21 protein-coding genes are annotated in these 21,618 nt (G+C 63.9%); 8 read left to right on the plus strand and 13 right to left on the minus strand.

The features are described 5' to 3' along the window. Positions 1–7: 7 nt before the first annotated feature. The 11 genes from ACFPOB_RS18065 to ACFPOB_RS18115 are packed head-to-tail and all read right to left on the minus strand — an operon-like array spanning position 8 to position 12,099. The gene (locus ACFPOB_RS18065) at positions 8–760 is read right to left on the minus strand and encodes an SDR family NAD(P)-dependent oxidoreductase (protein WP_067994513.1); all 753 of its coding nucleotides are present in this window, start codon (positions 758–760) and stop codon (positions 8–10) included. A gap of 13 nt (positions 761–773) precedes the next feature. Continuing rightward, positions 774–2,807 (minus strand): FAD-dependent oxidoreductase, encoded by a 2,034-nt coding sequence (locus ACFPOB_RS18070; RefSeq protein ID WP_163006270.1) that lies wholly within the window; start codon positions 2,805–2,807, stop codon positions 774–776. Between the two features lies 1 nt (position 2,808). Then, entirely contained in the window at positions 2,809–3,621 is an 813-nt protein-coding gene (locus ACFPOB_RS18075) for an enoyl-CoA hydratase/isomerase family protein (protein ID WP_067994524.1), read from the minus strand. 11 nt (positions 3,622–3,632) lie between these two features. Beyond that, positions 3,633–4,412 (minus strand): SDR family oxidoreductase, encoded by a 780-nt coding sequence (locus tag ACFPOB_RS18080; protein WP_067994527.1) that lies wholly within the window; start codon positions 4,410–4,412, stop codon positions 3,633–3,635. A gap of 4 nt (positions 4,413–4,416) precedes the next feature. Then, on the minus strand, positions 4,417–6,354 hold the full coding sequence (locus ACFPOB_RS18085; RefSeq protein WP_067994531.1) for an AMP-binding protein: 1,938 nt from the start codon (positions 6,352–6,354) through the stop codon (positions 4,417–4,419). Positions 6,355–6,356: 2 nt separating this feature from the next. After that, on the minus strand, positions 6,357–7,013 hold the full coding sequence (locus ACFPOB_RS18090) for an ABC transporter ATP-binding protein (RefSeq protein ID WP_377799787.1): 657 nt from the start codon (positions 7,011–7,013) through the stop codon (positions 6,357–6,359). Positions 7,014–7,068: 55 nt separating this feature from the next. Beyond that, positions 7,069–7,809: an ABC transporter ATP-binding protein gene (locus ACFPOB_RS18095; RefSeq protein WP_067994538.1), complete on the minus strand. Its 741-nt coding sequence runs from the start codon at positions 7,807–7,809 to the stop codon at positions 7,069–7,071. Between the two features lies 1 nt (position 7,810). Continuing rightward, a complete protein-coding gene (locus tag ACFPOB_RS18100) occupies positions 7,811–8,731 on the minus strand; it encodes a branched-chain amino acid ABC transporter permease (protein ID WP_067994541.1) in 921 nt (306 codons plus the stop codon). After that, the gene (locus ACFPOB_RS18105; RefSeq protein ID WP_067994544.1) at positions 8,724–9,599 is read right to left on the minus strand and encodes a branched-chain amino acid ABC transporter permease; all 876 of its coding nucleotides are present in this window, start codon (positions 9,597–9,599) and stop codon (positions 8,724–8,726) included. The genes ACFPOB_RS18100 and ACFPOB_RS18105 overlap by 8 nt, the downstream gene beginning before the upstream one ends. 28 nt (positions 9,600–9,627) lie before the next feature. Further along, on the minus strand, positions 9,628–10,815 hold the full coding sequence (locus ACFPOB_RS18110) for an ABC transporter substrate-binding protein (RefSeq protein ID WP_377799788.1): 1,188 nt from the start codon (positions 10,813–10,815) through the stop codon (positions 9,628–9,630). A 42-nt stretch (positions 10,816–10,857) separates the two neighbouring features. Then, positions 10,858–12,099: a CaiB/BaiF CoA transferase family protein gene (locus tag ACFPOB_RS18115; protein WP_291548160.1), complete on the minus strand. Its 1,242-nt coding sequence runs from the start codon at positions 12,097–12,099 to the stop codon at positions 10,858–10,860. A gap of 111 nt (positions 12,100–12,210) precedes the next feature. On the opposite strand from ACFPOB_RS18115, the gene ACFPOB_RS18120 reads away from it, so the two are divergent. Genes ACFPOB_RS18120 through ACFPOB_RS18150 form a run of 7 tightly spaced genes read left to right on the plus strand, consistent with a single transcriptional unit; the run spans position 12,211 to position 18,480 of the window. Continuing rightward, complete coding sequence (locus tag ACFPOB_RS18120) at positions 12,211–13,062, plus strand: IclR family transcriptional regulator (protein ID WP_291548159.1); 852 nt, start codon at positions 12,211–12,213, stop codon at positions 13,060–13,062. Further along, on the plus strand, positions 13,059–13,466 hold the full coding sequence (locus ACFPOB_RS18125; protein ID WP_067994556.1) for a MaoC family dehydratase: 408 nt from the start codon (positions 13,059–13,061) through the stop codon (positions 13,464–13,466). The genes ACFPOB_RS18120 and ACFPOB_RS18125 overlap by 4 nt, the downstream gene beginning before the upstream one ends. A 41-nt stretch (positions 13,467–13,507) precedes the next feature. Continuing rightward, the gene (locus ACFPOB_RS18130) at positions 13,508–13,933 is read left to right on the plus strand and encodes a MaoC/PaaZ C-terminal domain-containing protein (protein ID WP_067994559.1); all 426 of its coding nucleotides are present in this window, start codon (positions 13,508–13,510) and stop codon (positions 13,931–13,933) included. Beyond that, positions 13,930–15,087 carry an acyl-CoA dehydrogenase family protein gene (locus tag ACFPOB_RS18135; protein WP_067994562.1) on the plus strand — a complete coding sequence of 386 codons (1,158 nt, stop codon included), beginning with the start codon at positions 13,930–13,932 and terminating at the stop codon, positions 15,085–15,087. Before ACFPOB_RS18130 ends, ACFPOB_RS18135 begins: the two co-directional genes overlap by 4 nt. 8 nt (positions 15,088–15,095) lie before the next feature. Continuing rightward, positions 15,096–16,010 (plus strand): SDR family NAD(P)-dependent oxidoreductase, encoded by a 915-nt coding sequence (locus ACFPOB_RS18140; protein WP_377799892.1) that lies wholly within the window; start codon positions 15,096–15,098, stop codon positions 16,008–16,010. A gap of 18 nt (positions 16,011–16,028) precedes the next feature. Next, positions 16,029–17,225 (plus strand): acetyl-CoA C-acetyltransferase, encoded by a 1,197-nt coding sequence (locus ACFPOB_RS18145; RefSeq protein ID WP_067994564.1) that lies wholly within the window; start codon positions 16,029–16,031, stop codon positions 17,223–17,225. Between the two features lie 7 nt (positions 17,226–17,232). Further along, the gene (locus tag ACFPOB_RS18150; protein WP_067994568.1) at positions 17,233–18,480 is read left to right on the plus strand and encodes an acetyl-CoA hydrolase/transferase family protein; all 1,248 of its coding nucleotides are present in this window, start codon (positions 17,233–17,235) and stop codon (positions 18,478–18,480) included. Between the two features lie 705 nt (positions 18,481–19,185). Here ACFPOB_RS18150 and ACFPOB_RS18155 read toward each other — a convergent pair. Further along, positions 19,186–20,160, minus strand: a complete 975-nt coding sequence (locus ACFPOB_RS18155; RefSeq protein WP_377799789.1) for an alpha/beta hydrolase — start codon at positions 20,158–20,160, stop codon at positions 19,186–19,188. A 120-nt stretch (positions 20,161–20,280) separates the two neighbouring features. On the opposite strand from ACFPOB_RS18155, the gene ACFPOB_RS18160 reads away from it, so the two are divergent. Continuing rightward, the gene (locus ACFPOB_RS18160; protein WP_377799790.1) at positions 20,281–21,282 is read left to right on the plus strand and encodes a LysR family transcriptional regulator; all 1,002 of its coding nucleotides are present in this window, start codon (positions 20,281–20,283) and stop codon (positions 21,280–21,282) included. Here ACFPOB_RS18160 and ACFPOB_RS18165 read toward each other — a convergent pair. Continuing rightward, positions 21,227–21,618 (minus strand): integrase core domain-containing protein (locus ACFPOB_RS18165; RefSeq protein ID WP_377799791.1); only part of this gene is annotated, 392 nt, incomplete at its 5' end. The two genes, ACFPOB_RS18160 and ACFPOB_RS18165, sit on opposite strands and share 56 nt — an antisense overlap.

Consider the following 21,618-nt stretch of genomic DNA (forward strand, 5'->3'; position numbering starts at 1 on the left):
TTGCGCCTCAGGAAATGGTCACGCCGCTGTCGACAGAGATGACCTGGCCCGTGACCACGCGGGCTTCATCACTGCCGAGGTAGACCGCCATGTCGGCGATATCGAGCGGCCGACAGGGGCCGAGAAGGTGCTGGCCGGCGAGACGCCGCAACTCCTCTCGCTCCTGCAACAGCGCTTCGGCACGCGGTGTCAGAACGAGGCCGGGCGCAATCGCGTTCACGCGAATGTTGTCAGGCGCGTATTCGACGGCCATCGAACGGGTCATCGCCGCGACGCCACCTTTGGCCGCGGTGTAACAATCGCGCTCCGGCAGAGCCATCAAGGCGACCATCGACGAGAGATTGACCACGGCGCCGCCGCCCGAACGAACCATCTCGGGGATCGCATATTTGGAGCACAAGAACGTGCCGTAGAGATCGAGCTTGATGACGCGCCAGAACTCCTCGTCCGGCGCCTCCGTCACACGCGCATCGGCTGAGCTGGATCCGCCGGCGATGTTGCAGAGGATGTCGAGCCTGCCGAACTCCGACACGGTCTTCGCCATCGCGGCCTTGACCTGTTCGGGGTCGGTGATGTCGCACACGAGCGCTAGCCCATTCTCGCCCGCCACGGCCTCTTCCAAGGTTTCATCGAGTGCAGGCCCGCTGATATCGGCCGCGACGATGCGGGCCCCCTCGGCAATGTAGCGGGCGCAAGTCGAGCGTCCGATGCCGCCAGCAGCACCGGTAATGAAAGCAACTTTGCCGGACAGCCTTGCCATGTCGTCCTCCTGTTCAGACCATCCAGCCGGCGCGTTCGCCGTCGAGAATGGCGATGTCCACCTGACGCGGGGCCACGGCATCACCGACGAGCTGGATTTCCAGGTCATTCCCCGCCAGTTCCGAAGCTAGGCTGGCGTTCGCGCTATTGCCCATGGCGAGGATGATCGGGCCGGCATGCTCGATTTCACTGACCGCACCGCCGAAGCGGTCCTCGCAGATCAGTCGCCGTTCCTCGATCGCTGTAACGAAGCGTGTCGGCAGAACCTCGATCCCGAGAGCAGCCAGGCGCCGGTAAAGCGCGGGGGCATGATGGACGGGCAAATCCGCGCCGGCATGCATGTGCGGTGTGACGATGGTGACGGCATGCCCCAGCTCGGCCAACTTCTCCGCGGCCGCTGTTCCGGAGAGATGGGGATCGTCCTCGATCACAATGACTGGGCCGTCGAAGCTCTCAGGTTGAAGAAATGCGTCCCAGACGGTTCGGACGCGCGGGAGTTCGGCGCCGGGAATGCCGGAAGCCCCGGGCCTCAGCGAACTGTACCCGTCGCGGCGTGGCGACGAGCCTGTCGCAAGGACAACGGCTTCGAAAGCGCCGCTCGCCAAAGTCGCCCGGTCCGCCTCGGCATTCAAACGGATGTCGACCTGAAGCCTCTCCAGCATCTTGATTTGCCAGCGGTGAATCTCTGCGAAGCCGCGCCGCGACGTGATCTCGCTGGTCATCAGGTTCTGACCTCCGAGGCGCGCGCCGCGCTCGAAGAGCGTCACGCGATGACCGCGCTCGGCGGCAACACGCGCGGCTGCCAGTCCTGCAGGACCACCGCCCACAACCGCCACGCGTTTGGATCGCGGCGCAGGACGCATGGTCCCGATTCCAATTTGAGCTTCGCGACCGACTGCGGGGTTGTGGACGCAGCCGACGCCACGTCCGCGATCAAGGCCGACGATGCAGGACTGGTTCGAGTAGGTGCAGATGCGGATGCTCTCGCGGTCCCCTCTGGCCGCCTTCAGCGGCAACTCGGGATCAGAGATCAGCGCGCGGGCCATGCCGATGAAGTCGGCGCGGCCGGATGCCAGCACTGCCTCGGCCGCTTCCGGCGTCGCGATACGGGAACTGACGCAAACCGGGAGGCCCTCCACGGCCTGTCGAATGGCTCCCGCCTCGTCAGCAAACTGAGCTTCCGGCGCAGTGATGTCTGCGATCCAGCCGGGATAATGGAGGGAGGTCAGCCCGCTGACATTCAGATAGCTGATGCCTTCCGTCCGAAGACGCGCGGCGATCGCGGTGGCATCGGCAAGCTGAAGTCCACCCGGAACATCATCCCTGCCGTTTACCCGGGCGCCGATAAGGAAATTCGGGCCGACCGCGGCTCGGATTGCTCGAAGCCCTTCGAGCAGGAAGCGCATGCGGTTTTCGAGGGAGCCGCCGTAGTGGTCTGTCCGCTTGTTGGTCGCCGGCGACAGGAATTCGTGCAGCAGGTAGCCTTGAGCCGCAAAAAGCTCGACGCCGTCGGCGCCTGCCTCCTGCATGTTCAGGGCAGCCTCGACCATGGTCGCAACGTATTCAGCGATGTCCTCTTCGCTCATCTCCTTTGGGATCTCTCCGGTTCGCGGACACGGCAGCGGCGATGGAGCGAAGAGCGGGATGCCGAACTGGGTTGTGCCTGGTGACCGCAATTGGCGGCCGCTCATGTTGAGCTGCGAGACGAAGCAGGCTCCCTCGGATTTAATCGCCGAGATCATGCGTTGGTAATGCGGCTGCAGACCGCGATCGTTGGCCAGGTCCAGCCCACCGAGTGCCGTCGTTTCGAGCGCGCCGCCCCAACTCGCGGTTTGGCGCCAGGACGGCGGCATCAGAAAGTTGGACATGACAATGAGGCCGGCGCCGCCCTTCGCGCGCTCGACATGGTAGGCGATCGTGCGCTCGATCGCGGAGCCGTAGCCGGCGCCGAACATCACCGCATGCGGCATCATCGCAATGCGATTGCGCAACGTGACGTGGCCGAGAGCGAGCGGGCTCAGCAGCCTCTCGTAGCCGGCGGCGGGCATCTCAGAACGGCGCCTTCTTCGGGAAGTTGGGCGCTCTCCGCTCGCGGAAGGAGTCCAGCCCCTCCTGCGGGTCGGGACCTGAGAAGCCAAGCATCTCCAATGCGAGCGAGGCATCGAAGGTCGGGCCGGCCATCCGCAGCCAGTTGTTCAGGGCATATTTGGTCCACTGGATCGCGGAAGGCGCGCCTTCGGCAAGCCTCGTGGCCACGGCGAGCGCCTTCTCCTGCAGCTCTTCTTCGTCGACTGCGAGCGCGACGAGCCCCAGTTGCTCGGCCTTCTCGCCGCTCACGGGTTCGTTGAGCAGGAGGTGATACTTGGCCTTGGCCATGCCGCAGAGCAGCGGCCAGATGATTGCGGCATGGTCGCCCGCAGCAACGCCAAGCCGAACATGGCCGTCCACGAGCTTGGCATTCTTGGCCGCGATCGGAATGTCGGAAACCAGGGCGGCGGCAAGACCGGCGCCGACTGCCGCTCCTTGAATGGCCGAAACGATCGGCTTCGAGCAGTTGACGATGTTGTAGACGAGGTCTCTCGCCTCCCGCCACATGTTGGCGCGTTCCTCGAAGCTCTGAGTCAGCTTTTTCACGACCTCGAAGTCGCCGCCGGCAGAGAACGCCTTGCCCTTGGCGCAGAGCAGAACGGCCAGCGTTTCGCGATCTCGATCGACAACGCGCCAGATGTCGGCCAGCTCGCGATGGGCGTCGGCGCCGAGCGAGTTCAAGCTTTCCGGGCGGTTCAGCGTCAGCCGCAGAACGCCTGGAGCGGGCCGATCGCAGAGGATCGATGGAAAGGCGGAATAGGCTTCGAGTGTCATGCTGCCTCCGGTCAGATCGAGCGGCGCGAGGTGATGCCGCCATCGACGGTGATGATGGTGCCGGACGTGTAGGCGGAGCGCGGCGAGGCGAGGAAGGCGAAGAGGTCAGCCACCTCGCGCACGCTCGCTGCGCGGCCAAGCGGATAGGCCGCCAGCAGTTCGACGTAGCGGCTCTCGTCGTCCCACTGCTCGCGAGCGCGCTTCTTCATGATGTTGACGATCCGGTCCGTGGCGACTGGGCCCGGATTGATGCCGAGGACGCGAATGCCGTCATCGAGGCTGCGGCCACCGAGCGCCCGGGAGAAAGCCATCAGGGCAGCGTTGCCGGTCGAACCTGCGATGTAGCGGAAATCGGTGTTCTCGCCGCCATTGCCGATATTGTTGAGGATGACGCCGCCTCCGGCCGCCTTCATCGCTGCGTAGAATTCCCGGCAGAGGTCGATATAGCCGAAGACCTTGACCTCCCAGCCCTCGCGCCAGCGCTCTCCGTCTACCTGCCAGAGATCGCCGCCTGGAATGGCTCCGGCATTGTTGACCAGCACATCGACGCGTCCGGCTGCCTTGCCGATGGCCTCGGCAGCTCCCTTCGCGGCAATGTCCTGCTCCTGAACCACCACCGTGATGCCGTGCTGATCGCGCAGGCGTTCGGCAAGCCTGGTGAGCTTGTCGCCCGAACGCGCGACGAGATGCACGTTGCAACCCTCCTCTGCGAAGACCTCGGCCAGCCCTTCGCCGATGCCCTGCGAGGCACCGGTGATCACGACTTTCTGGCCGCGCAATTGCAGATCCATGGCTTCAGGCTCCTTGGCGGACGATGCGCTCGATGTCGGCGATCGCTTCCGGGTTGACGAGAGAGGAGAGGTCTCCCGCGGGGGAGCCGGAATAGACGCTGCGGATCACGCGACGCATGATCTTGGAGCTGCGGGTCTTCGGCAGTTGAGGCACGACGAAGACAGCCCGGGGCGCAAATGGCTTGCCCAGCCTTTCCTGGATTCGTGCTGTTGCGAGCTTGAGGATGTCGTCGGCCGGCCCTGAGCACGTGAGGAAGGCAATGAGCGCCTGGCCCTTGACCGGATCCTCGGCGCCGATCACCGCGGCTTCGATGACACCTTCGATCTCGACCAGGATTTCCTCGACCTCAGCTGGGCCGACGCGCTTTCCCGCGACCTTGATGGTGTCGTCCGAACGCCCGAGGAGGAGATAGTGTCCCTCCCCGGCTCGCATCGCGAGGTCACCGTGGATCCAGACGCCGGGCACAGTGCTCCAATAAGTTTCGAGATATCGCTGCTCGTCCTGCCAGAAGCTCGCAGTCATGCCCACGAAGGGCGCGAGCACCGCGAGCTCTCCAATCGCGCCGGTCAGAGGTTGACCTGCGGGATCGAGCACATCGACCGCAACCCCTGGCGAGCGTGTGTTGAAGCCCGCGGGTACTATCGGCTTGGTCACGACGCTGGAAAGCAGGCAGCCCGAGACTTCCGTTCCGCCCGTATAGTTGATCAGCGGGCACTCACTCCGCCCGAAAGCCCGTTCGAACCAGACGAAATGTTCGGCGGCGATGCTTTCGCCGGCTGTAATCAGAAGACGAAGCGATGACAGATCGGGCGCGGTGCTGACCGCCTCGTTCGAAGCCAGGCCGCGGATCAGTGTCGGCGCGGAGCCGTAGTGAGTGACGCGATAGGTCTCAATCAACCGGCCCATCCGCGACCAGTCGGGGTAGTCAGGGGCGCCGTCGTAGCAAACCAGGGTCGCGCCGCGGAGAAGCGCCGAACCAAGAATGAGCGAGCCCGCGATCCAGCCCATGTCAGCCGGCCAACAAAAGACGTCGCCTGCTCCCACGTCGAAGTGAACCGCAGAGTCGTGTGCGATCTTGATTGGGAAGCCGCCATGCACATGGACGGCTCCCTTGGGCTTCCCAGTCGTCCCCGAGGTGAAGATCACCATGAAAGGGTCGTTCGGCGACATCCGTGCAGACGGCGGCGCACTGTGCGGGCTTTGCCGCACCAATTGCCAATCGAGGTAATCCGCATCGGCATCCGTCGGAGCAGTATCCTCGGGGGACCGCTTCAACGCGACGAGCTCCAGGTTCGGCAGCTCCTTCCTGACGGACGCAATGGTGTCGCGCGTCGAGATAAACCGTCCGCGCCGCTGAAAGCCGGTCGTAGCCAGCAGCGCCCTGGCTCCGCAGGATCCGAGACGGGCCACAATGGCATCGGTTCCGAAGCCGCTAAAGAGCGGAACGACGATTGCGCCAATATACGAGACGGCAAGCAGCGAGACCGAGGCCTCGATGCCGTTCTCCATCAGCAGACCAACGCGGTCACCACGCTTCAGCCCAAGGCGGAGCAACCCGGCAGCAAGGCTGCGGACTTCATCCTTCAATTCCTGGTAAGTGACCTCGCGGACCGAGCCATCCTCGCGCTCTGCGATGATAGCCGTCCGGGCCGCCCATTCGGGATTGTCCAGGATCGTGTCGACCCAGTTGAGCTCACCGCCGACGAACCAGGCAGGGAACGGAGCGCCACGAGACAGGTCGCAGTAGCGGTCGTAGTCGCGGCTCCAGCGGATATTGCAGAAGCTCGTAACCTCGCGCCAATACCGCTCCGGTTCGGCCAGCGACAAATCATAGAGTGCGTCGATGTCCGTCGCGCCAAGGCGTTTGGATAGGGCGGTCACCTGAGCACGGTCGATATAGTCGGCGGTAGGCTGCCAGATGTCGTTGCTGTCGAGCGCCATGGTCAGATTCCCAGATAGGCCCGTTGCACCTCAGGGCTCTGCGCGAGCACGCTCGCGGAGTCCTCGGCGGTGATTGCGCCGCCCTCGAGGATGTAGGCGCGGTCGGCGATGGCGAGCGCGGTTTCCGCGTTCTGTTCAACGAGCAGGATGTTCACGCCGGTTTCGGCAACCGTTTTGATCATATCCGCGATGCGGTCGACGATCGCCGGGGCGAGCCCGATTGTCGGCTCGTCCAGGAGCAGGATGCGCGGGGCGCTCATCAAGGCACGAGCCACCGCAATCATCTGCTGCTGGCCACCGCTGAAGGTCGAGGCCTGCGTCGCGAGCCGATCCCTCAGTTCCGGAAAGAGCGAAATCACGCGGTCGAGATCGCGCTTCACCGCTGCGGTGTCGTTGCGCGCGAAGGAGCCCAGCTCCAGGTTCTCAAGCATCGTCATCTCGCCGAAGAGGCGCCGCCCCTCCGGCACCACGGACAATCCTTTCCGCACGAGACGGTCCGGGGACATGCCGGTGACGTTCTCCCCGAAGAGATGGACGCTCCCGGCGCTGGGGCGCACTAGGCCGCAGATCGTCTTGATCAGCGTCGACTTGCCCGCACCGTTCGCGCCGATCAGCGTGACGATCTCGCCGATGCCGACAGTGATGGTGACGTCGTTCAATGCGGGAACAACGCCATAGCGAGCCGAGAGGCCCGCGACCTTGAGGGGAAGCGCTTCAGTGCTCATGGCGATGCCCTAGATAGGCCTCGATGACCTTTTGATCGGCGCGGATCTCCGATGGCGTGCCGGTTGCGAGATGCTGGCCGTGATGCAGCACGACGATGCGGTCACAGACACGCATCACCGCCTTCATGTTGTGCTCGACGAGCAGGACCGAGCAGCTGAATTCGTCCCGAATGCGTTCCAGAACGGCCAGCGTATTGGCGACCTCTGTCTGGTTCAGACCCGTCAGAGGTTCGTCGAGGCAGAGCAGCTTGGGGCGTGCCGCAAAGGCGATGCCGATGGAGACGAGGCGCTGCAGGCCGTGAGGGAGATTGCCGGCCTCCTCCGCGAGATAAGCGGTGAGCCCCAGCATCTCGGCGGTTTCCGCCACGCGCGCACGCCGTTGGGCACTTCCGCGGACGCCGTGAATGGTGCCCAGCAGAATGTTGTCGCCGACCGTCATGCTGCGCATGAGGCTGCCGTGCTGGAAGGTCCGAACCAGGCCAAGGCGGCTGATAGCCAGAGGCGACCGACCGGTGCAGTTCTCACCAAAGACAAAGAGCTCGCCGGCTGACGGCTTATAGAAGCCGCTGATCAAATTGAAGGTCGTGCTCTTGCCAGCACCGTTGGGGCCAATGAGTCCGAGAATCTCACGGGGGCGAATCTCCAGATCGAGATCGGAGACCGCGACCAGGCCGCCGAAGCGGCGTGTCAGACCCTTGGTGCGCAGCAGGGGTTGTTGCTCTGCCAGCATCTCAGTGTCCCCCTCCGGCTTGGGGCCGCTTACCGCTCACTAGTCCGGTGACGCCGTGGGGCAGCAGCAGGACCGCCAGCACGATCGCCGCGCCGTAGAAGATGTGCTCCCCTCCTCCGAGGCCGAGCGCATAGCTGCCGAGCACGACGAGCAGCGCGGTTCCCAAGAGCGGGCCGATGATGCTGCCCTCTCCGCCGACCTTGACGTACGCCAGGGCGAATGCCGCAACGAGGAAGCTGAAATCGCCGGGGCTGATCACATTGTTGGCGAAGGCGTGCAGGCTTCCGGCCATGCCGGCTGCGGCAGAGGCCGTTGCGAAGCAGGCGATCTTCACCAGCAGGATGTTGAGGCCGACCGTCCTGGCAACATTTTCGTTGTCGCGGATCGCGGTCAGGATCTTCCCGAAGTCAGAACGCTCCAGAGCATAGAGCCCGAGGATAAGCAGGGCTGCGACCGCGACGATAAAGGTGGGCATCCAGCCATCCAGGATCATCGGCGGAAAGATCCCGACCATCCCGGAGGTGCCGCCGAGCGCGATGCTCTTTGAGTAGAGAATGCGGACAGCTTCAGTGAACGCGAAGCCGATCAGGAGAAAGTAAGGCCCCTTGGTCCGGAGTGTGATGTAGCCGAAGAGGATCGAGACGAGGCCGGCCATGACGCCGCCGGCCAGCAGGGCGAGCAGGAACGGCCAGTTCAGGATTGTGAGCGTTGCCCCGGTGGTATAGGCGCCGATGCCGACGAACGCTGCGGTGGCGAAGTTCAGTTCGCCCATCAACATGACGAAGCGCAGGCTGACCGCCGTTAGCGCACCGATTGCGATGAGATTGGCCACGCTCGCAATATAGGGATCGCGAACAAAAGCGGTGCCCGCGAGGACGATAGCGATCCCGCCCAGCCAGTAAGGAAGCTTCACATCAACCATGGCCGAGAAGCCCCTTCGGCCGCACCAGCAGAACGGCGATGACGAGGAGGAAAATGGCAACTGTGGCGGAGCTCGGGTCGAAGTAGAAGCTGCCGAAGGTCTCGATCCCGGCGACGAACAACCCGCCAAGGATCGCACCTGGAACACTGCCGAGCCCGCCTACGATGACCGCGATGAAGCCCTTGATCAGATAGTCGGCGCCGATCACCGGCGAGACGATGGTCACCGGGGCGATCAGTGCCCCGGCAAGGGCTGCGAGACCGGATGCAATCATGAAGCCGGCGAGCGCCATGCGGTTGTAGGGGACGCCCTGCAGCATGGCAGCCTCGTGGTCGATCGAGACAGCTCTCAGGGCCTTGCCAAGCTTGGTTCGCGTGAGCGCCCAGTAGAGCGAGGCGGTGATCAGGATCGCTGCGATGCACAAGGCAAAGCGCTGATTAGTGATAGCCGCCCCGAAGATGGAGATGTTGCCAGGAAAAATCTCCGGCACGGGCCTCACCGCCCCGCCGAAGACTTTGAGCAGCACGCCGTCGAGCAGCAGAACGAGGCCGATCGACAGGATGAAAGACCCAACCATGTCGCGTTGGAAAAACCGGAAACCGGTCACGTACATCAGAAGCCCGAGCGCCATAGCGATCGCGATGCCCCCCACCGCTGCCAGCAGATAAGCTGGCAGGATGGGGAGACCATTGCCTGCCAGCCAAGGCACCGCCCAGGCCACCGCCAACGCAGAGACGGCGAACAGGTGCCCATGGGCGAAGTTCACGATCCGCATGACCCCGAAAATCAGGGTCAGGCCGAGCGAGAACAGGATGTAGACGGCGCCGATCTGCAGGCTCGTCAGGGTGAGCTGTATCGCGGTTTGCATGGTGGGCGTGCCTGGCTTGGTCTGGAGGTCACTTGCCCGAGGGCACGAGACGGGTCTTTTCGACCAGGTTGCCGTCTTTCACCTGAGTGATCGTCACGGGCAGGCGCATCTGCTGGCGGGACCCGTAGGTGTCCGTGCCGTAGAAATCGACCTTGCTGCCGTAGAACGAGGTGAAGGAGACATCGGCCATCACGGCCGCGACCTTCTTGGGATCGATCGACTGCGCCTTCTCGATGCCCGCCTTCAGAGCGTAGACGGAGTCGTAGAAGCCGATCTGAATCGAGTTGAGCGACTCACCAAGGACGCCCCGAGCCTCTTCGTTCGTGGCCTTCTGCTGGCCGGTCATGGCCGGGCTGTCGAAGGTGATGGCCGCACCCATGTAGACGTCTTCGATCGCCTTACCGCCAGTCGCCTTGAGACCGTCGATACCGGTGCCGACTGCGACGATCTTGACGCCCTTCCAGCCGAGAACATCCAGTTCGCGCAGGACGGCCCCGGCATCGGCCGGCGGCATCGAGGCCAGATCGACCATGTCAGGCTTGAGAGAGGCGATGCGAGCCGCGATCGGCTGGAACTCGGTCGTCCCGCGCTCGTAGAAGTCGCTCGACAGAATCTTGATGTTGTTGCCGACCCAGGCCCTGTTAGCGACGCCTTCGGTTTCGCGACCGGTCGCGTCATTCGGGTTGAGCATCACGACCGACTTGGCCTGCGGATGCTGCTCAAGAACGTACTTGAACATCGGCGGAATGATCTCGAACGCCGTATTCATCTGGGTGTAGGTCAGCGGGAACTTCGGGCCCTTGATGCTGAAGCCCCAGGCGGTCGTGAACATCAGCACGCCCTGCCGCTCGGCGAGCGACTGCAGCGCCTGCACGGGAGCTGTTCCAAGGCTGCCGCCGATGAACTTCACGCCGTCGCGGTTGAGGAGCGTCTGCGCGACGCGCGTGCCCTCGGCAGCGTTGTACTTGTTGTCATAGGCGAGGCATTCGAAGTTGTAGGTCTTGCCCTCGGCTTTGACGCCGCCGGCTTGCGCGATCTCCTGCGCCGCCTTCTTGCACATGAACTCCGACCCCTTGCCCCAGATCGCTCCAGAGCCCGACAGGGGAACGGAAAGTCCAAGCTTGATCGTCTCCTGAGCCTGCACTCCGCCGAGGCTGGCGAGCAGCCCAAGCGAGGTCCCCAGTCCGAGAAGCTTCATCCGTGCCGTAAACGTCATTTCCTCTCCTCCACTTCCGAGCTTCGGTTGATTCCGTGCCCGCTATCGATGTGTCGTGCTGCCAGTCGCTAAGCCCGTGAGGCCGGTAATTTCGTCCGGTTCGTAGCCGAGCGAGGCCAAGAGCTCTGCTGAATCGGCGCCAAGCTTCGGCGCAGGCCGGTGCTCGGGCCGCAGCGCAGCTGTTCGGACAGCGTTTGCGACGATTGGTATCTGGCTCGCGCCGTCCGGCGCCGGCTCCAATGAAAAGAAGCCGCCATTGGCATTCTCGGGAGCCACGAGAGCCTCGGCCGGGGTCAGGGCCCGGCAGGCCGGAATCTTGGCGGCTTCAAGCTCTGCCAGACATTCATCGGACGAGCGCGACGAGCACCAGTCAGCCATGACCGCACTCAGAGCCTCGCCGTTCTCGCCCCGGCCGATATCGGAGGTGAAACGCGGGTCCGCCAGCAAGTCAGGGCGGCCGACGAACTGCACCCAGCGGCGAAACATGCCGTCACCGATGACCTGGATCATCAGCCAGCCGTCGCGAGTCTGGAAAAGATCAGATGGGCCAGCGATCGGGCTGCGGTTGCCGATCGGCTTGCGGCTGCGCGCGCCGGCCGCCTCCTCGATCAGCATCGGATTGGTCATCGTCAGCGCCGTTCCCAGCAGCGATGCCTGGACATGCTGGCCTCGCCCGGTGCCACGCCGCTCATACAGCGCCGACAAGGTCGCAAAGGCAGCTGACATTCCGGTGGCGTAATCGACATACGAGACAGCGGCCCGGATGGGACGCTCACCAGTCCCGCTCAAAGCCATAGCGCCGCTGAGCGCTTGTCCCGTGCCGTCGAAGCCGATGCGGTCGCGACTGTCTCCCTCCGGCCCGTAGGCACTGATCGTGCAGAGCACGATGTCGGGGCGGATAGCCTTTAGAGTATCGTAGTCCAGGCGCGCGCGGCGCAAGGCGGCCGGCGGCAGATTGACAATGACGGCGTCCGCGGTTGCGACCAGCTTCTCGAATGCCGCCCTCCCGCTCTCGGTATCGAGGTCGAGCGCGAGCGACTTCTTGTTGCGATTCATCTGAAGATACAGCGCACCCCGACCCGGCTGGCCGATCGGCATCACTTCGCGATCGGGAGCGCCGGTGGGCGGCTCGATGCGGATAACCTCCGCCCCGTGATCGGCCAGCAATGCTGCGCAGAACGGCCCCGCGATATAGCGACCGAGATCGAGCACGCGCAGGCCCGAAAGGCCCGCTTCCACGCCAGATGCGCCGTTAACGCCTATCGGGAGTTCGGTCCCGTCCACCACTTTCCTCACCCTTATTTTCTGCGAAGGGGGCTTTCCATCGCTTGCTTTGACGTGTTAGTCATTCTCTATGCTGAATGACATTCACAGTTTCTTGAAAGCCATTCATACATGAGTGCAAGCCCTGATCAAGACCTCTCGCCAAAAATCGTCGGAGCCGTCGCCAACGCGGTTTCCATCCTCCGATCGCTTGCTCAGATGAGTGAGCCGGCGGGTGTAGCGGTCATCGCGCGCGATACCGGCGTGAGCGTCAGCACCTGCTTCAACATCCTGCGGACGCTCTCCACGGAGCGGCTGGTGGACTTCGATGCGGAGGCGAAGACCTACCGGATCGGCCTCGGTGTTCTGGAGCTCTCGTTGCCGCTTCTTGGCGCCAACCAGGCCGATCTGATCCGGCCGGAGCTCGCGCGGCTCTCCGGCGAGCACAAGAGCCTGCTCTGCCTCTGGCAGGTGACTGATGGCGAGCGCATCGTTCTCGTCGACCGTGTTTCAACAGCGAAGACGGTCAGAGTCGACATGTCCGACGGCTCGCGCCTCCCGACCTTCGTGGGTGCGGTTGGTCGTTGCTACGCCGCCTTGCGCAACCTGCCGCGCGACGAACTGAAACTCCGCTTCGACGCGCTGCAATGGCAGGCCCCGCCGAGCTTTGAGGATTACGCGGCCGACGTCGAGAAGGCTCGGCGTGATGGCTACGCGTTTGACCTGGGGCAGCTCTTCAAAGGCCTGGAGATCGCGGCCGCTGTCGTAACCGATGCGGAAGGCCGGCCGCGGCTCGGGATCAGCGGGATCAGCATTGCAGGTCAACTGTCCCGTGAGGACATCGAGCGCCTGGGCGTCGATCTACGCGATTCCGCCGACTGGATCAGTGAAGCACTTTTCGGCGTCTCTCGCGGTGTGCGGCAGTCCGAGCGGAGGCTGGCCGGTGGGCGGGCGGCACCGCAAGGCCGTGGAGGACAGCGGTGAGCGGCGCGCAAACCGATCTCCCTGTTTGGGTCTTCGATGATTTCAGCCCTGGCCAGCCGCTGGGGAATTTTGCCATCACGCTCGACGATGCGCACCTGGACAACTGGACCGCCATCTATGGCGAGCGGAAGTCAAAGGAGAGCGTGCCGGCCGGGATGCTCGTCGCAGCGATGATGGAAGCCTACCTGAACGCGGCCCAGCCTCGACCGCCCGGCAACATCCACGCCAGCCAGAAGCTCGTCTTCGGTCGCTCGGCGAAGGCCGGCGATAAACTCGAAGCGCAGGTCAGCTGCCTGTCAAAAGAGCGCCGCAAGGAACGCGGCTGGGTGACGTTTGGCGTCGTCCTGAGTGTCGAAGGACAGGATGTCCTCAACGGCGAGATCCGAACGATCTGGGCGCGATGACACAGGGCCCGGCAATACGCGCTCCACGGAGATAATGCGGAATGGGAACGCTAGAGACTGCGGCGCTGCCGCGTGAACTCGCCATCGTCGAGATGATCACGGACCTGGACGCGGTCGCGCGCTACGCGGCGCTGACAGCCGACTACAACCCGATTCATCTCGATCCAGTCTTTGCCGCCAAGACCGCATTCGGTCGCCCGATTGTACACGGCACGCTCGGCCTCAACCTGGTGATCGAGGCGATCGAGCGCACCTTCGGCGGAGTTCCAGAAAAGCTGGCCCTGGATACACGCTTCATCCGACCGCTGCCGGTCGGTTCATCCATCCGAGCGGGCGGCGTCCTCAGGGACGACGCGGCGGGTACCTACGACATTTTCGTCGAGACAATGGCAGGGGAACGAGCAGTCGAAGGAACCTGCACCGTCCTCCCTGCCGCAGAACATTCCAACAAGGGACGTGACGCATGAGTGAGCCGGCAGTCGACGACGAAACCTTCCAGCATCTCAAGGCGACCGTCGAGCGCTTCGTAGCGGAACGCCTCGTCCCCAACGAGATGCGGCTGGAGATTGAGGACGAGGTCCCCGAGGAGATCGTCGCCGAGATGCGGGAGCTCGGTCTCTTCGGTCTGACAATCCCGCCGGAGTACGGCGGCATCGGACTGACCGCCAGCCAGGAAAGCCAGCTCGCCATGATCTTTGGCGGGACAGCGCTCGCCTTCCGTTCGCTGCTGGCGACCAATATCGGCATTGGCGCGCGCGGGCTCATCTTCGAGGGCACAGAGGAGCAGAAGCAGGCCTATTTGCCACGAATGGCGAGCGGCGAACTGATCTCGGCCTTCGCCCTGACCGAGCCGGACACGGGTTCGGATCCTGCCAATTTGACGACGCGTGCCGTACGGGACGGCGACGACTACCTGATCAGCGGGACCAAGCGCTACATCACCAATGCCCAGCGCGCCGGCGTCTTCACTGTCATGGTGCGAACCGAATTCGACAAGCCGGGCGCAGATGCGATCTCGGCCTTCCTGGTTCCGAGCGACTCCCCTGGCCTGACGATCGGCAAGAAGGATCGCAAGATGGGTCAGCGCGGCACGACGACGTCCGACGTGATGTTCGACAATGTCCGTGTGCCCGCCAGCGCGATCATCGGCCTCAAGCCCGGCCGAGGATTCCGCCTGGCAATGCGTGTGCTTGACCGCGGCCGCATTCATATCGCGGCTCTCGCAACTGGCGCCTGCAAGCGGCTCATCGCGGAAATGACCGGCTTTGCCAAGGAGCGCCGGCAGTTCGGGAAGCCGATCGCCGAGTACCAGCTCATTCAGGCGATGATTGCCGACAGCTACACCGAATACCTCGCCTCCCGGGCGCTGGTGGAGCAGACCGCGGCGATCTACGACCGCGAAGGCGCTGCCCGAACCGAAGCTTCGGCTGCGAAGTATTTCGCGACCGAGGCGGTTGGTCGGGTCGCCGACCGAGCCGTGCAGGTCCATGGGGGCGCTGGCTATATGAGCGAGTACGCGGTCGAGCGCTTCTATCGCGACGTGCGCTTGATGCGGATCTACGAGGGCACGAGCCAGATCCAGCAGCTCCTCATCGCCCGCCAAATCCTGAAGGAAGCCTGATCATGAGCGTGTCTCACATGCTCGACGGCAAGGTCGTCGTCGTCACGGGCGCTGGCGGGGGAATTGGGCGAGATATCGCCCTGATGGCGGGTGCGAATGGCGCACGGGTCGTCGTCAACGATATTGGGGCAGGTCTCGACGGGAGCGGCCAGGATGACGGGCCGGCAGCGCGCGTGGTCGCCGAGATCAAGGCGGCCGGCGGCGAGGCTGTCGCCAGCCTCGACAGCGTCGCGGATGCCAAAGGCGCGCAACGCATCGTGCAGACCGCCCTCGACGCCTTTGGGCGACTGGATGGCGTCGTCAACAATGCCGGCATCCTGCGCGACACCTTCTTCCACAAGATGACGGAAGAGGAGTGGGACCGGGTTGTGAAAGTGCACCTGTACGGCAGCTTTCACGTCAGCCGCGCTGCGGCCCCGGTCTTCAAGCAGCAGCAGTCGGGCAGCCTGGTGCACATGACCTCGACCTCGGGGCTCATCGGCAATCTCGCCCAGGCGAACTATTCGGCAGCCAAGCTCGGCATCGTTGGGCTGTCGAAATCAATCGCCCTCGATATGCAGCGCTTCGGTGTCCGCTCGAACTGCATCGCGCCCTTCGCCTGGAGCCGGATGATCAGCTCGATCAAAGTCGACTCGCCGGAGCAGGAAGCACGCGTCGCTCGCCTGCAACAGATGACACCTGCCAAGATCGCGCCACTCGCCGTCTACCTGCTCTCGGAGCGCGCGACCTCGGTCAGCGGCCAGATATTCTGTGTCCGCAACAACGAAATCCTCCTCTTTAACCAGCCACGCCCAGTTCGCTCGGTGCAGCGCGAGGGCGGTTGGACGCCGGAACAGATCGCCGAGCACGCGATGCCGGTGCTGTCGGCGAGCTTCCACGGCCTCGACGTGTCGTCGGACGTTTTTACCTGGGATCCGGCCTGAGGCCGAAGGAGCTGCCGCATGCGTCGCGCCGCGATCGTAACCCCTCTCCGCACGCCGGTGGGCCGCTTTGGCGGCGCGCTCAAGGACGTTCCCGTGGAACGGCTGGGAGCCACGGTGGTCAATGCCGTATTGGACCGGACCGGTCTCGACCCCGCCCTGGTCGATGACGTTGTCTTCGCTCAGTCCTATGCCAACTCCGAGACGCCGTGCGTTGGCCGTTGGATCGCCTTGGAGGCCGGGTTGCCGGTCCATGTTCCCGGCATGCAGCTCGACCGGCGCTGCGGTGGCGGCCTCCAATCGATCGCAACCGCAGCCATGATGGTGCAGTCGGGTGCCTGCGACGTCGTCATCGCAGGCGGTGTCGAAAGCATGAGCAACATCGAGCACTACACCACGGGTGTGCGTTGGGGCACGCGTTCGGGTTCGCCCGTGCTCTATGACCGCCTCGACCGCGGCCGCGAGCGGTCTCAGCCCGAACATCGCTTCGGCCACATCTCCGGCATGATCGAGACGGCCGAGAACCTCGCCCGCAAGTACTCGATCTCACGCGAAGCTGCCGACGCATATGCCGTGCGCAGCCAGCACCGGGCAGCCGCGGCCTGGTCCGAGGGCCGCATGGCGGCCGAGGTCGTTCCGGTCAGCGTGCCGCAAAAGCGCGGAGACCCGATTGTCGTCGCGCAGGACGAGGGCATTCGCGCGGATACCACGCTGGAGAGCCTTGCGAAGCTACGTGCAATCCAACGCGATGGCACCGTGACAGCCGGGAATGCTGCGCAGCAAAACGATGCGGCGGCCGCCTGCTTGGTGGTGGCAGAGGACAGATTGGCCGACCTGGGTCTGACCCCGGATGCGTTCCTGGTGGGCTGGGCTGCTGCTGGTTGCGAGCCCGCTGAGATGGGGATCGGCCCGGTTCCAGCGGCGGCGCGGCTGATGAAGCGGCTCGGGCTCGCGGTCGACGACATGGATCTCGTCGAGATCAACGAGGCGTTCGCCTGCCAGGTGCTGTCGGTTCTGCAGGCGTGGCCGAGCGTAGATCTCGAACGGGTGAACGTCAACGGGTCGGGCATTTCGCTGGGACACCCGATTGGGGCCACCGGCGTAAGGATCATGACGACGCTGCTCCACGAAATGAAGCGTCGCAACGTGCGCTACGGTCTTGAGACCATGTGCATTGGCGGCGGGCAGGGAATGGCCGCGGTGTTCGAACTGGCCTAAGCTGACGATGGCTCCACTCACGACCTCCCTCGAGGCTCTCGACTTTGCCGCGATCGTTCGCCCCGGTGAGATGATTTGCTGGGGTCAGGCGTGCGGCGAACCAGTCGCGCTGACTGGTCGGCTGATGGAGCAGCGCGCCCAGGTCGGGGGGATCTCCGCCTTCGTCGGCATCGGCCTCGGAGACGCGGTCGATCCAGCTCACGCTGACCATGTCCGCTTTACGTCCTTCTGCGGAACGGGTACCAACCGAAAGCTCGCCGCAGCCGGTGCGCTCGACATCCTGCCGATGCATTACTCGGACCTGCCGAAGACGTTGGCGGGCGAGGTCGACGTGCTCCTTCTGCAGCTGGCTGAGCACCCCCATGACGGCAGACTGAGCCTCTCTTGCACCAGCGACTACGTCGAGGGTCTGATCAAGACGGCTCGCGTCGTGGTGGCCGAAATCAACCGTCAGGCCCCGTTTACTAGCGCATTGATCGATGCGGACGATGTCGATGTCGCCATACGAACAGACCGGCCAGTCCTCGCGCTCGCCCGCGGCATGCCCAGCGCCGTTGACCAGGCTGTTGCGGCCAACGTCGCTTCCTTGGTCGAGGACGGCGCAACGCTGCAGCTCGGCTTGGGTGCCCTACCGGATTGCATCGCAGACCTTCTCGTTGACCGACGAGATCTCGGCCTGCACTCGGGTCTGATTGGTGACGGGGCGATGCGGCTGATCCAATCCGGCGCGGTGACAAACGCAGCCAAGCCCGTTGACCGCGGCCTGTCGGTGACCGGAACGCTCCTTGGAAGCCGCGAACTGCTCGATTTTGCGCATCTCAATCCATCGATCGAGGTTCGCCCGATCGCCGAAACCCATGCGCTTTCGAAACTCGCCGCTCTGCCTCGCTTCACGGCGATTAACTCTGCCCTCGAGGTGGATCTGTCAGGCCAGGCCAACACGGAGATAGCCGGCGGTCGCTATGTCGGCGCCATCGGAGGCGCTCTTGATTTCCTCCGTGGGGCACGCGCATCGCAGGGAGGAGTGCCGATCCTTGCCCTCCCCTCTACCGCCGAGGTGAAGGGACAGCTGAGCAGCCGAATCGTCGCCCATCTGTCGGGGCCGGCCACCATCGGCAGGGCGGACGCCAGCATTGTCGTTACGGAGTACGGAGTTGCCGACCTTCGTCGCCTGTCCCTCGCTGAGCGCCTCCCGAAGATGATCGCAATCGCCCATCCGGACTTTCGCGATACGCTTGGCCGCACGGCGCCCTAAGCCTCGCAATTAACTTGAGCGATTCAGATAGGTACTCCCCGGAGGAAAGCCGCATTATCGCTTACGCCCATCCAGTATCCAGTATCCGCAAAATTGGCGTATCCGAGGATCCTGGTCGCATAACGCTTAGGCTGGGATAACCGTCCACGCTCGAAAATCTGCACTCAAACCAATTTTCCTGTTCGATGGCTAGCAGAAGGTCTGGGCCCTGGCGTCCCGAGCCCCACAAAGATGAAAAGCCAAATTCTTACGCGGCGCTTCTGAGCCGCTCTCAACAGGGCTGCGGCAATCCCTGGCACCAAGCGGCCGGTTGCATCCCGCATCAAATTGCCGTCGATCGTGCAAATTGCGATGTGATCGCCTTCGTCTGCCCGATCGATACGATCGACCATCGCTCCATCGCACTTCCACTCCGGCTGCCGAACATTCCCTTTGGCATCAACTATGCGCTCTTCAAGCACTAGCTCGATCGGCCAAGTCACCTTTTGCAGGTCGAAAGCCGTTGGCGGATCGCGCGCGCATTGGCGAGTGCCCGCTCGCTTGGGCCAATGCGAGACGTTGTTGCCCGGCTTCTGGGGCCAGTCCGCCAACGTCCGCTTTCTGGCAATCAGCCAATGTCTGGAAGTGGCGCGAGGCAGCAACAGGGACCGCCAGGCCGGCGCCGCCACGGCACCGGCCCAACATATCGACTGTCGCCGATGCTACTCAGCTGCGGCTTGCTTCGAGGCTGTTCGCGCCCTCATAGGCTGTTCGCGCCCTCATAGCCAAGTTCTTCTGGAAGAACGGCGCCAGCACCGAGACGGCTTCAGTGACGAAGGGCTTGCCGTCATAGAGGTCCATGTGGTTGGCGCCCTCGACGACATGCATGGCCTTGTCCTTGCTGGCGGCGCGGGCGAGCAGATCGTCGCTCATCCATTTGCTGCCGGCGATGGAGCCCGCGACGGCCAGGATCGGCTGCGTCAGGAAGGCCTCGGCCTTGTGATAGGCGTCGTAGGTGATGATCTGGTTCAGGCTGCGCGCGGTGGCGAAGCCCGGTGCGGTCGGGCATTCCGCGCGCGGCGTATGGTAATACTCCCAGGCCTGACGCAGCTCCTCGTTGGGCGCGTCGCTCTCCTTTTCCGGCGCCAGTGGCATGCGCGCTTTCGCAGCACCGGCGGCATCGGCCGTGCGGGCGTTCGAGCCGGCCTCGGTATAGGGCAGCGCGTCGGCGTCCTTCGCATTGTTCTCCCAGCCATTGCGGAACATGGAGCCGATATTGACGGCGCTGACCGTGCCGAGCGCCTTGATGCGACGGTCCTGCAGCGCGGCATTGGCCGAGTAGCCGGCACCGGCACAGATGCCCATCGCGCCGATGCGCTCGTTGTCGACGTAAGCCAGCGTCGTCAGATAATCGACGACAGCGCTGACATCTTCGGTTCGGATATGCGGGTTTTCGAGCTGGCGCGGCTCGCCGCCGCTCTCGCCCTGATAGGAGGCGTCATAGGCGATGGCGACGAAGCCGGCCTTTGCCAACTCGGCAGCATAGGTGCCGGCGGTCTGTTCCTTCACGCCGCCGCCGGGATGCGAGACGATAATCGCCGGATAGCTTGCCGTCTCTTCAAAGCCCTCGGGAACATGAATAACGGCCGACATCGTGATCGTCGGGTTGTTGCTGTTCTGGAAGCTGATCTTGCGAGCCATCGTCGTCTCCTCCGTTGCGGTGTCGTAGGGCGCCAGAGCGGCGCGACACCGAGAACTTAGGCTCGCCCCAATCATCAGACTATGGCAGTAGTCTGATTGAACTTATCACTGAGGTGATGAATGCGTCGCGAGGACATGGCCGATCTGGCGGCCTTCGCCGTTGTGGTGGAAGAACGCAACTACACCCGCGCCGCCACCAGGCTCGGCCTGTCGCAGTCGGCGCTGAGCCAGATCATCAAGCGGCTGGAAGAGCGGCTCAGTGTGCCACTGGTCGCCCGCACCACACGCAGCGTCGCCCCGACGCCGGCGGGCGAACGGCTCTGGCAGACGCTGGCGCCGATGCTGCGCGATCTCGATCAGAGCCTGATCGCGCTGGGTGAGTTCCGCGACAAGCCGTCGGGGACGATCAGGATCACCAGCGTCGAGCACGCGGCTAAGACGATCCTGCTGCCAGCCTTAGCGAAGCTCGTTGCCGACTATCCCGACATCAATGTCGAGATAGTCGCGACCTATGAGCTCTCCGATGTTGTCGCCGAGGGCTTCGATGCAGGTGTGCGCCTCGGCGAGCATGTGTCGAAGGACATGGTCGCGGTTCGCATGGGCCCGGATATCCCGATGGCGATCGTGGCAGCGCCCAGCTACCTGCGCGAGCGACCGGCTCCGGCAACACCACACGACCTCGCCAGCCATCGCGGGGTTAATCTGCGGCTGCCGACGCCGGGCACGGTCAACGCCTGGCGTCTGGTTCATGACGATCGCGAAATCCGCGTTCGCGTCGAGGGCCCGCTCGTCTTCAACACGATCGAGCTCATTCTCGACGCTGCGCTCGCAGGCCTCGGGATCGCCTATCTGCCGCTCGATCAGGTCGATGCCCATCTGCGCGAAGGTAAGCTCGTCCGAATGCTGGGCGAATGGACGCCGCCGCTGCCGGGATATCACCTCTACTATGCCAGCCGCCTTCAGACCTCGCAGGCGTTCCGCCTGCTGCTCAATTGTCCGTCGTCAGATGATTTGAGACTGTCTCGGCGTCTCAGGAACGGAGGCTCTGGCTCATCTGGGTTTGAGGTTATGCGGCCTGCAGCTGATGCTGCAAGCGTCTCTGTTGGATGGTCTGGCGCTTGATCCTTTCGCGTTCGGTGAGGATGGCCTGCCCGCGGCCGAAGTAGACATCGGCGGGCGTCAGGTTGCCGAGGCTCTCGTGGTAGCGGGCATGGTTGTAATGCTCGACGAAGGCCGCGACCTGCCGTTCGAGGTCACTGGGCAGATAGTAATTTTCGAGCAGGATGCGGTTCTTCAGGGTCTGGTGCCAGCGCTCGATCTTGCCCTGTGTCTGAGGGTGATAGGGCGCGCCGCGTACGTGCTGCATGCCCTTGCCGTCGAGCCAGGTTGCGAGGTCGGCCGAGATGTATGAGGCGCCGTTATCGCTCAAGAGCCTCGGCCGATGCGCGACCGTGATTT

Origin of the sequence: Allobosea eneae (assembly GCF_042657265.1) — a bacterium.
In the GTDB taxonomy this organism is placed as follows: Bacteria; Pseudomonadota; Alphaproteobacteria; order Rhizobiales; family Beijerinckiaceae; genus Allobosea; species Allobosea eneae.

What these genes read in the sequence shown, in the direction of transcription:
- ACFPOB_RS18065 (WP_067994513.1), bottom strand. Translation starts at nt 760, where the DNA reads ATGGCAAGGCTGTCCGGCAAAGTTGCTTTCATTACCGGTGCTGCTGGC.
- ACFPOB_RS18070 (WP_163006270.1), bottom strand. Translation starts at nt 2,807, where the DNA reads ATGCCCGCCGCCGGCTACGAGAGGCTGCTGAGCCCGCTCGCTCTCGGC.
- ACFPOB_RS18075 (WP_067994524.1), bottom strand. Translation starts at nt 3,621, where the DNA reads ATGACACTCGAAGCCTATTCCGCCTTTCCATCGATCCTCTGCGATCGG.
- ACFPOB_RS18080 (WP_067994527.1), bottom strand. Translation starts at nt 4,412, where the DNA reads ATGGATCTGCAATTGCGCGGCCAGAAAGTCGTGATCACCGGTGCCTCG.
- ACFPOB_RS18085 (WP_067994531.1), bottom strand. Translation starts at nt 6,354, where the DNA reads ATGGCGCTCGACAGCAACGACATCTGGCAGCCTACCGCCGACTATATC.
- ACFPOB_RS18095 (WP_067994538.1), bottom strand. Translation starts at nt 7,809, where the DNA reads ATGCTGGCAGAGCAACAACCCCTGCTGCGCACCAAGGGTCTGACACGC.
- ACFPOB_RS18100 (WP_067994541.1), bottom strand. Translation starts at nt 8,731, where the DNA reads ATGGTTGATGTGAAGCTTCCTTACTGGCTGGGCGGGATCGCTATCGTC.
- ACFPOB_RS18105 (WP_067994544.1), bottom strand. Translation starts at nt 9,599, where the DNA reads ATGCAAACCGCGATACAGCTCACCCTGACGAGCCTGCAGATCGGCGCC.
- ACFPOB_RS18110 (WP_377799788.1), bottom strand. Translation starts at nt 10,815, where the DNA reads ATGACGTTTACGGCACGGATGAAGCTTCTCGGACTGGGGACCTCGCTT.
- ACFPOB_RS18120 (WP_291548159.1), top strand. Translation starts at nt 12,211, where the DNA reads ATGAGTGCAAGCCCTGATCAAGACCTCTCGCCAAAAATCGTCGGAGCC.
- ACFPOB_RS18130 (WP_067994559.1), top strand. Translation starts at nt 13,508, where the DNA reads ATGGGAACGCTAGAGACTGCGGCGCTGCCGCGTGAACTCGCCATCGTC.
- ACFPOB_RS18135 (WP_067994562.1), top strand. Translation starts at nt 13,930, where the DNA reads ATGAGTGAGCCGGCAGTCGACGACGAAACCTTCCAGCATCTCAAGGCG.
- ACFPOB_RS18145 (WP_067994564.1), top strand. Translation starts at nt 16,029, where the DNA reads ATGCGTCGCGCCGCGATCGTAACCCCTCTCCGCACGCCGGTGGGCCGC.
- ACFPOB_RS18150 (WP_067994568.1), top strand. Translation starts at nt 17,233, where the DNA reads ATGGCTCCACTCACGACCTCCCTCGAGGCTCTCGACTTTGCCGCGATC.
- ACFPOB_RS18155 (WP_377799789.1), bottom strand. Translation starts at nt 20,160, where the DNA reads ATGGCTCGCAAGATCAGCTTCCAGAACAGCAACAACCCGACGATCACG.
- ACFPOB_RS18160 (WP_377799790.1), top strand. Translation starts at nt 20,281, where the DNA reads ATGCGTCGCGAGGACATGGCCGATCTGGCGGCCTTCGCCGTTGTGGTG.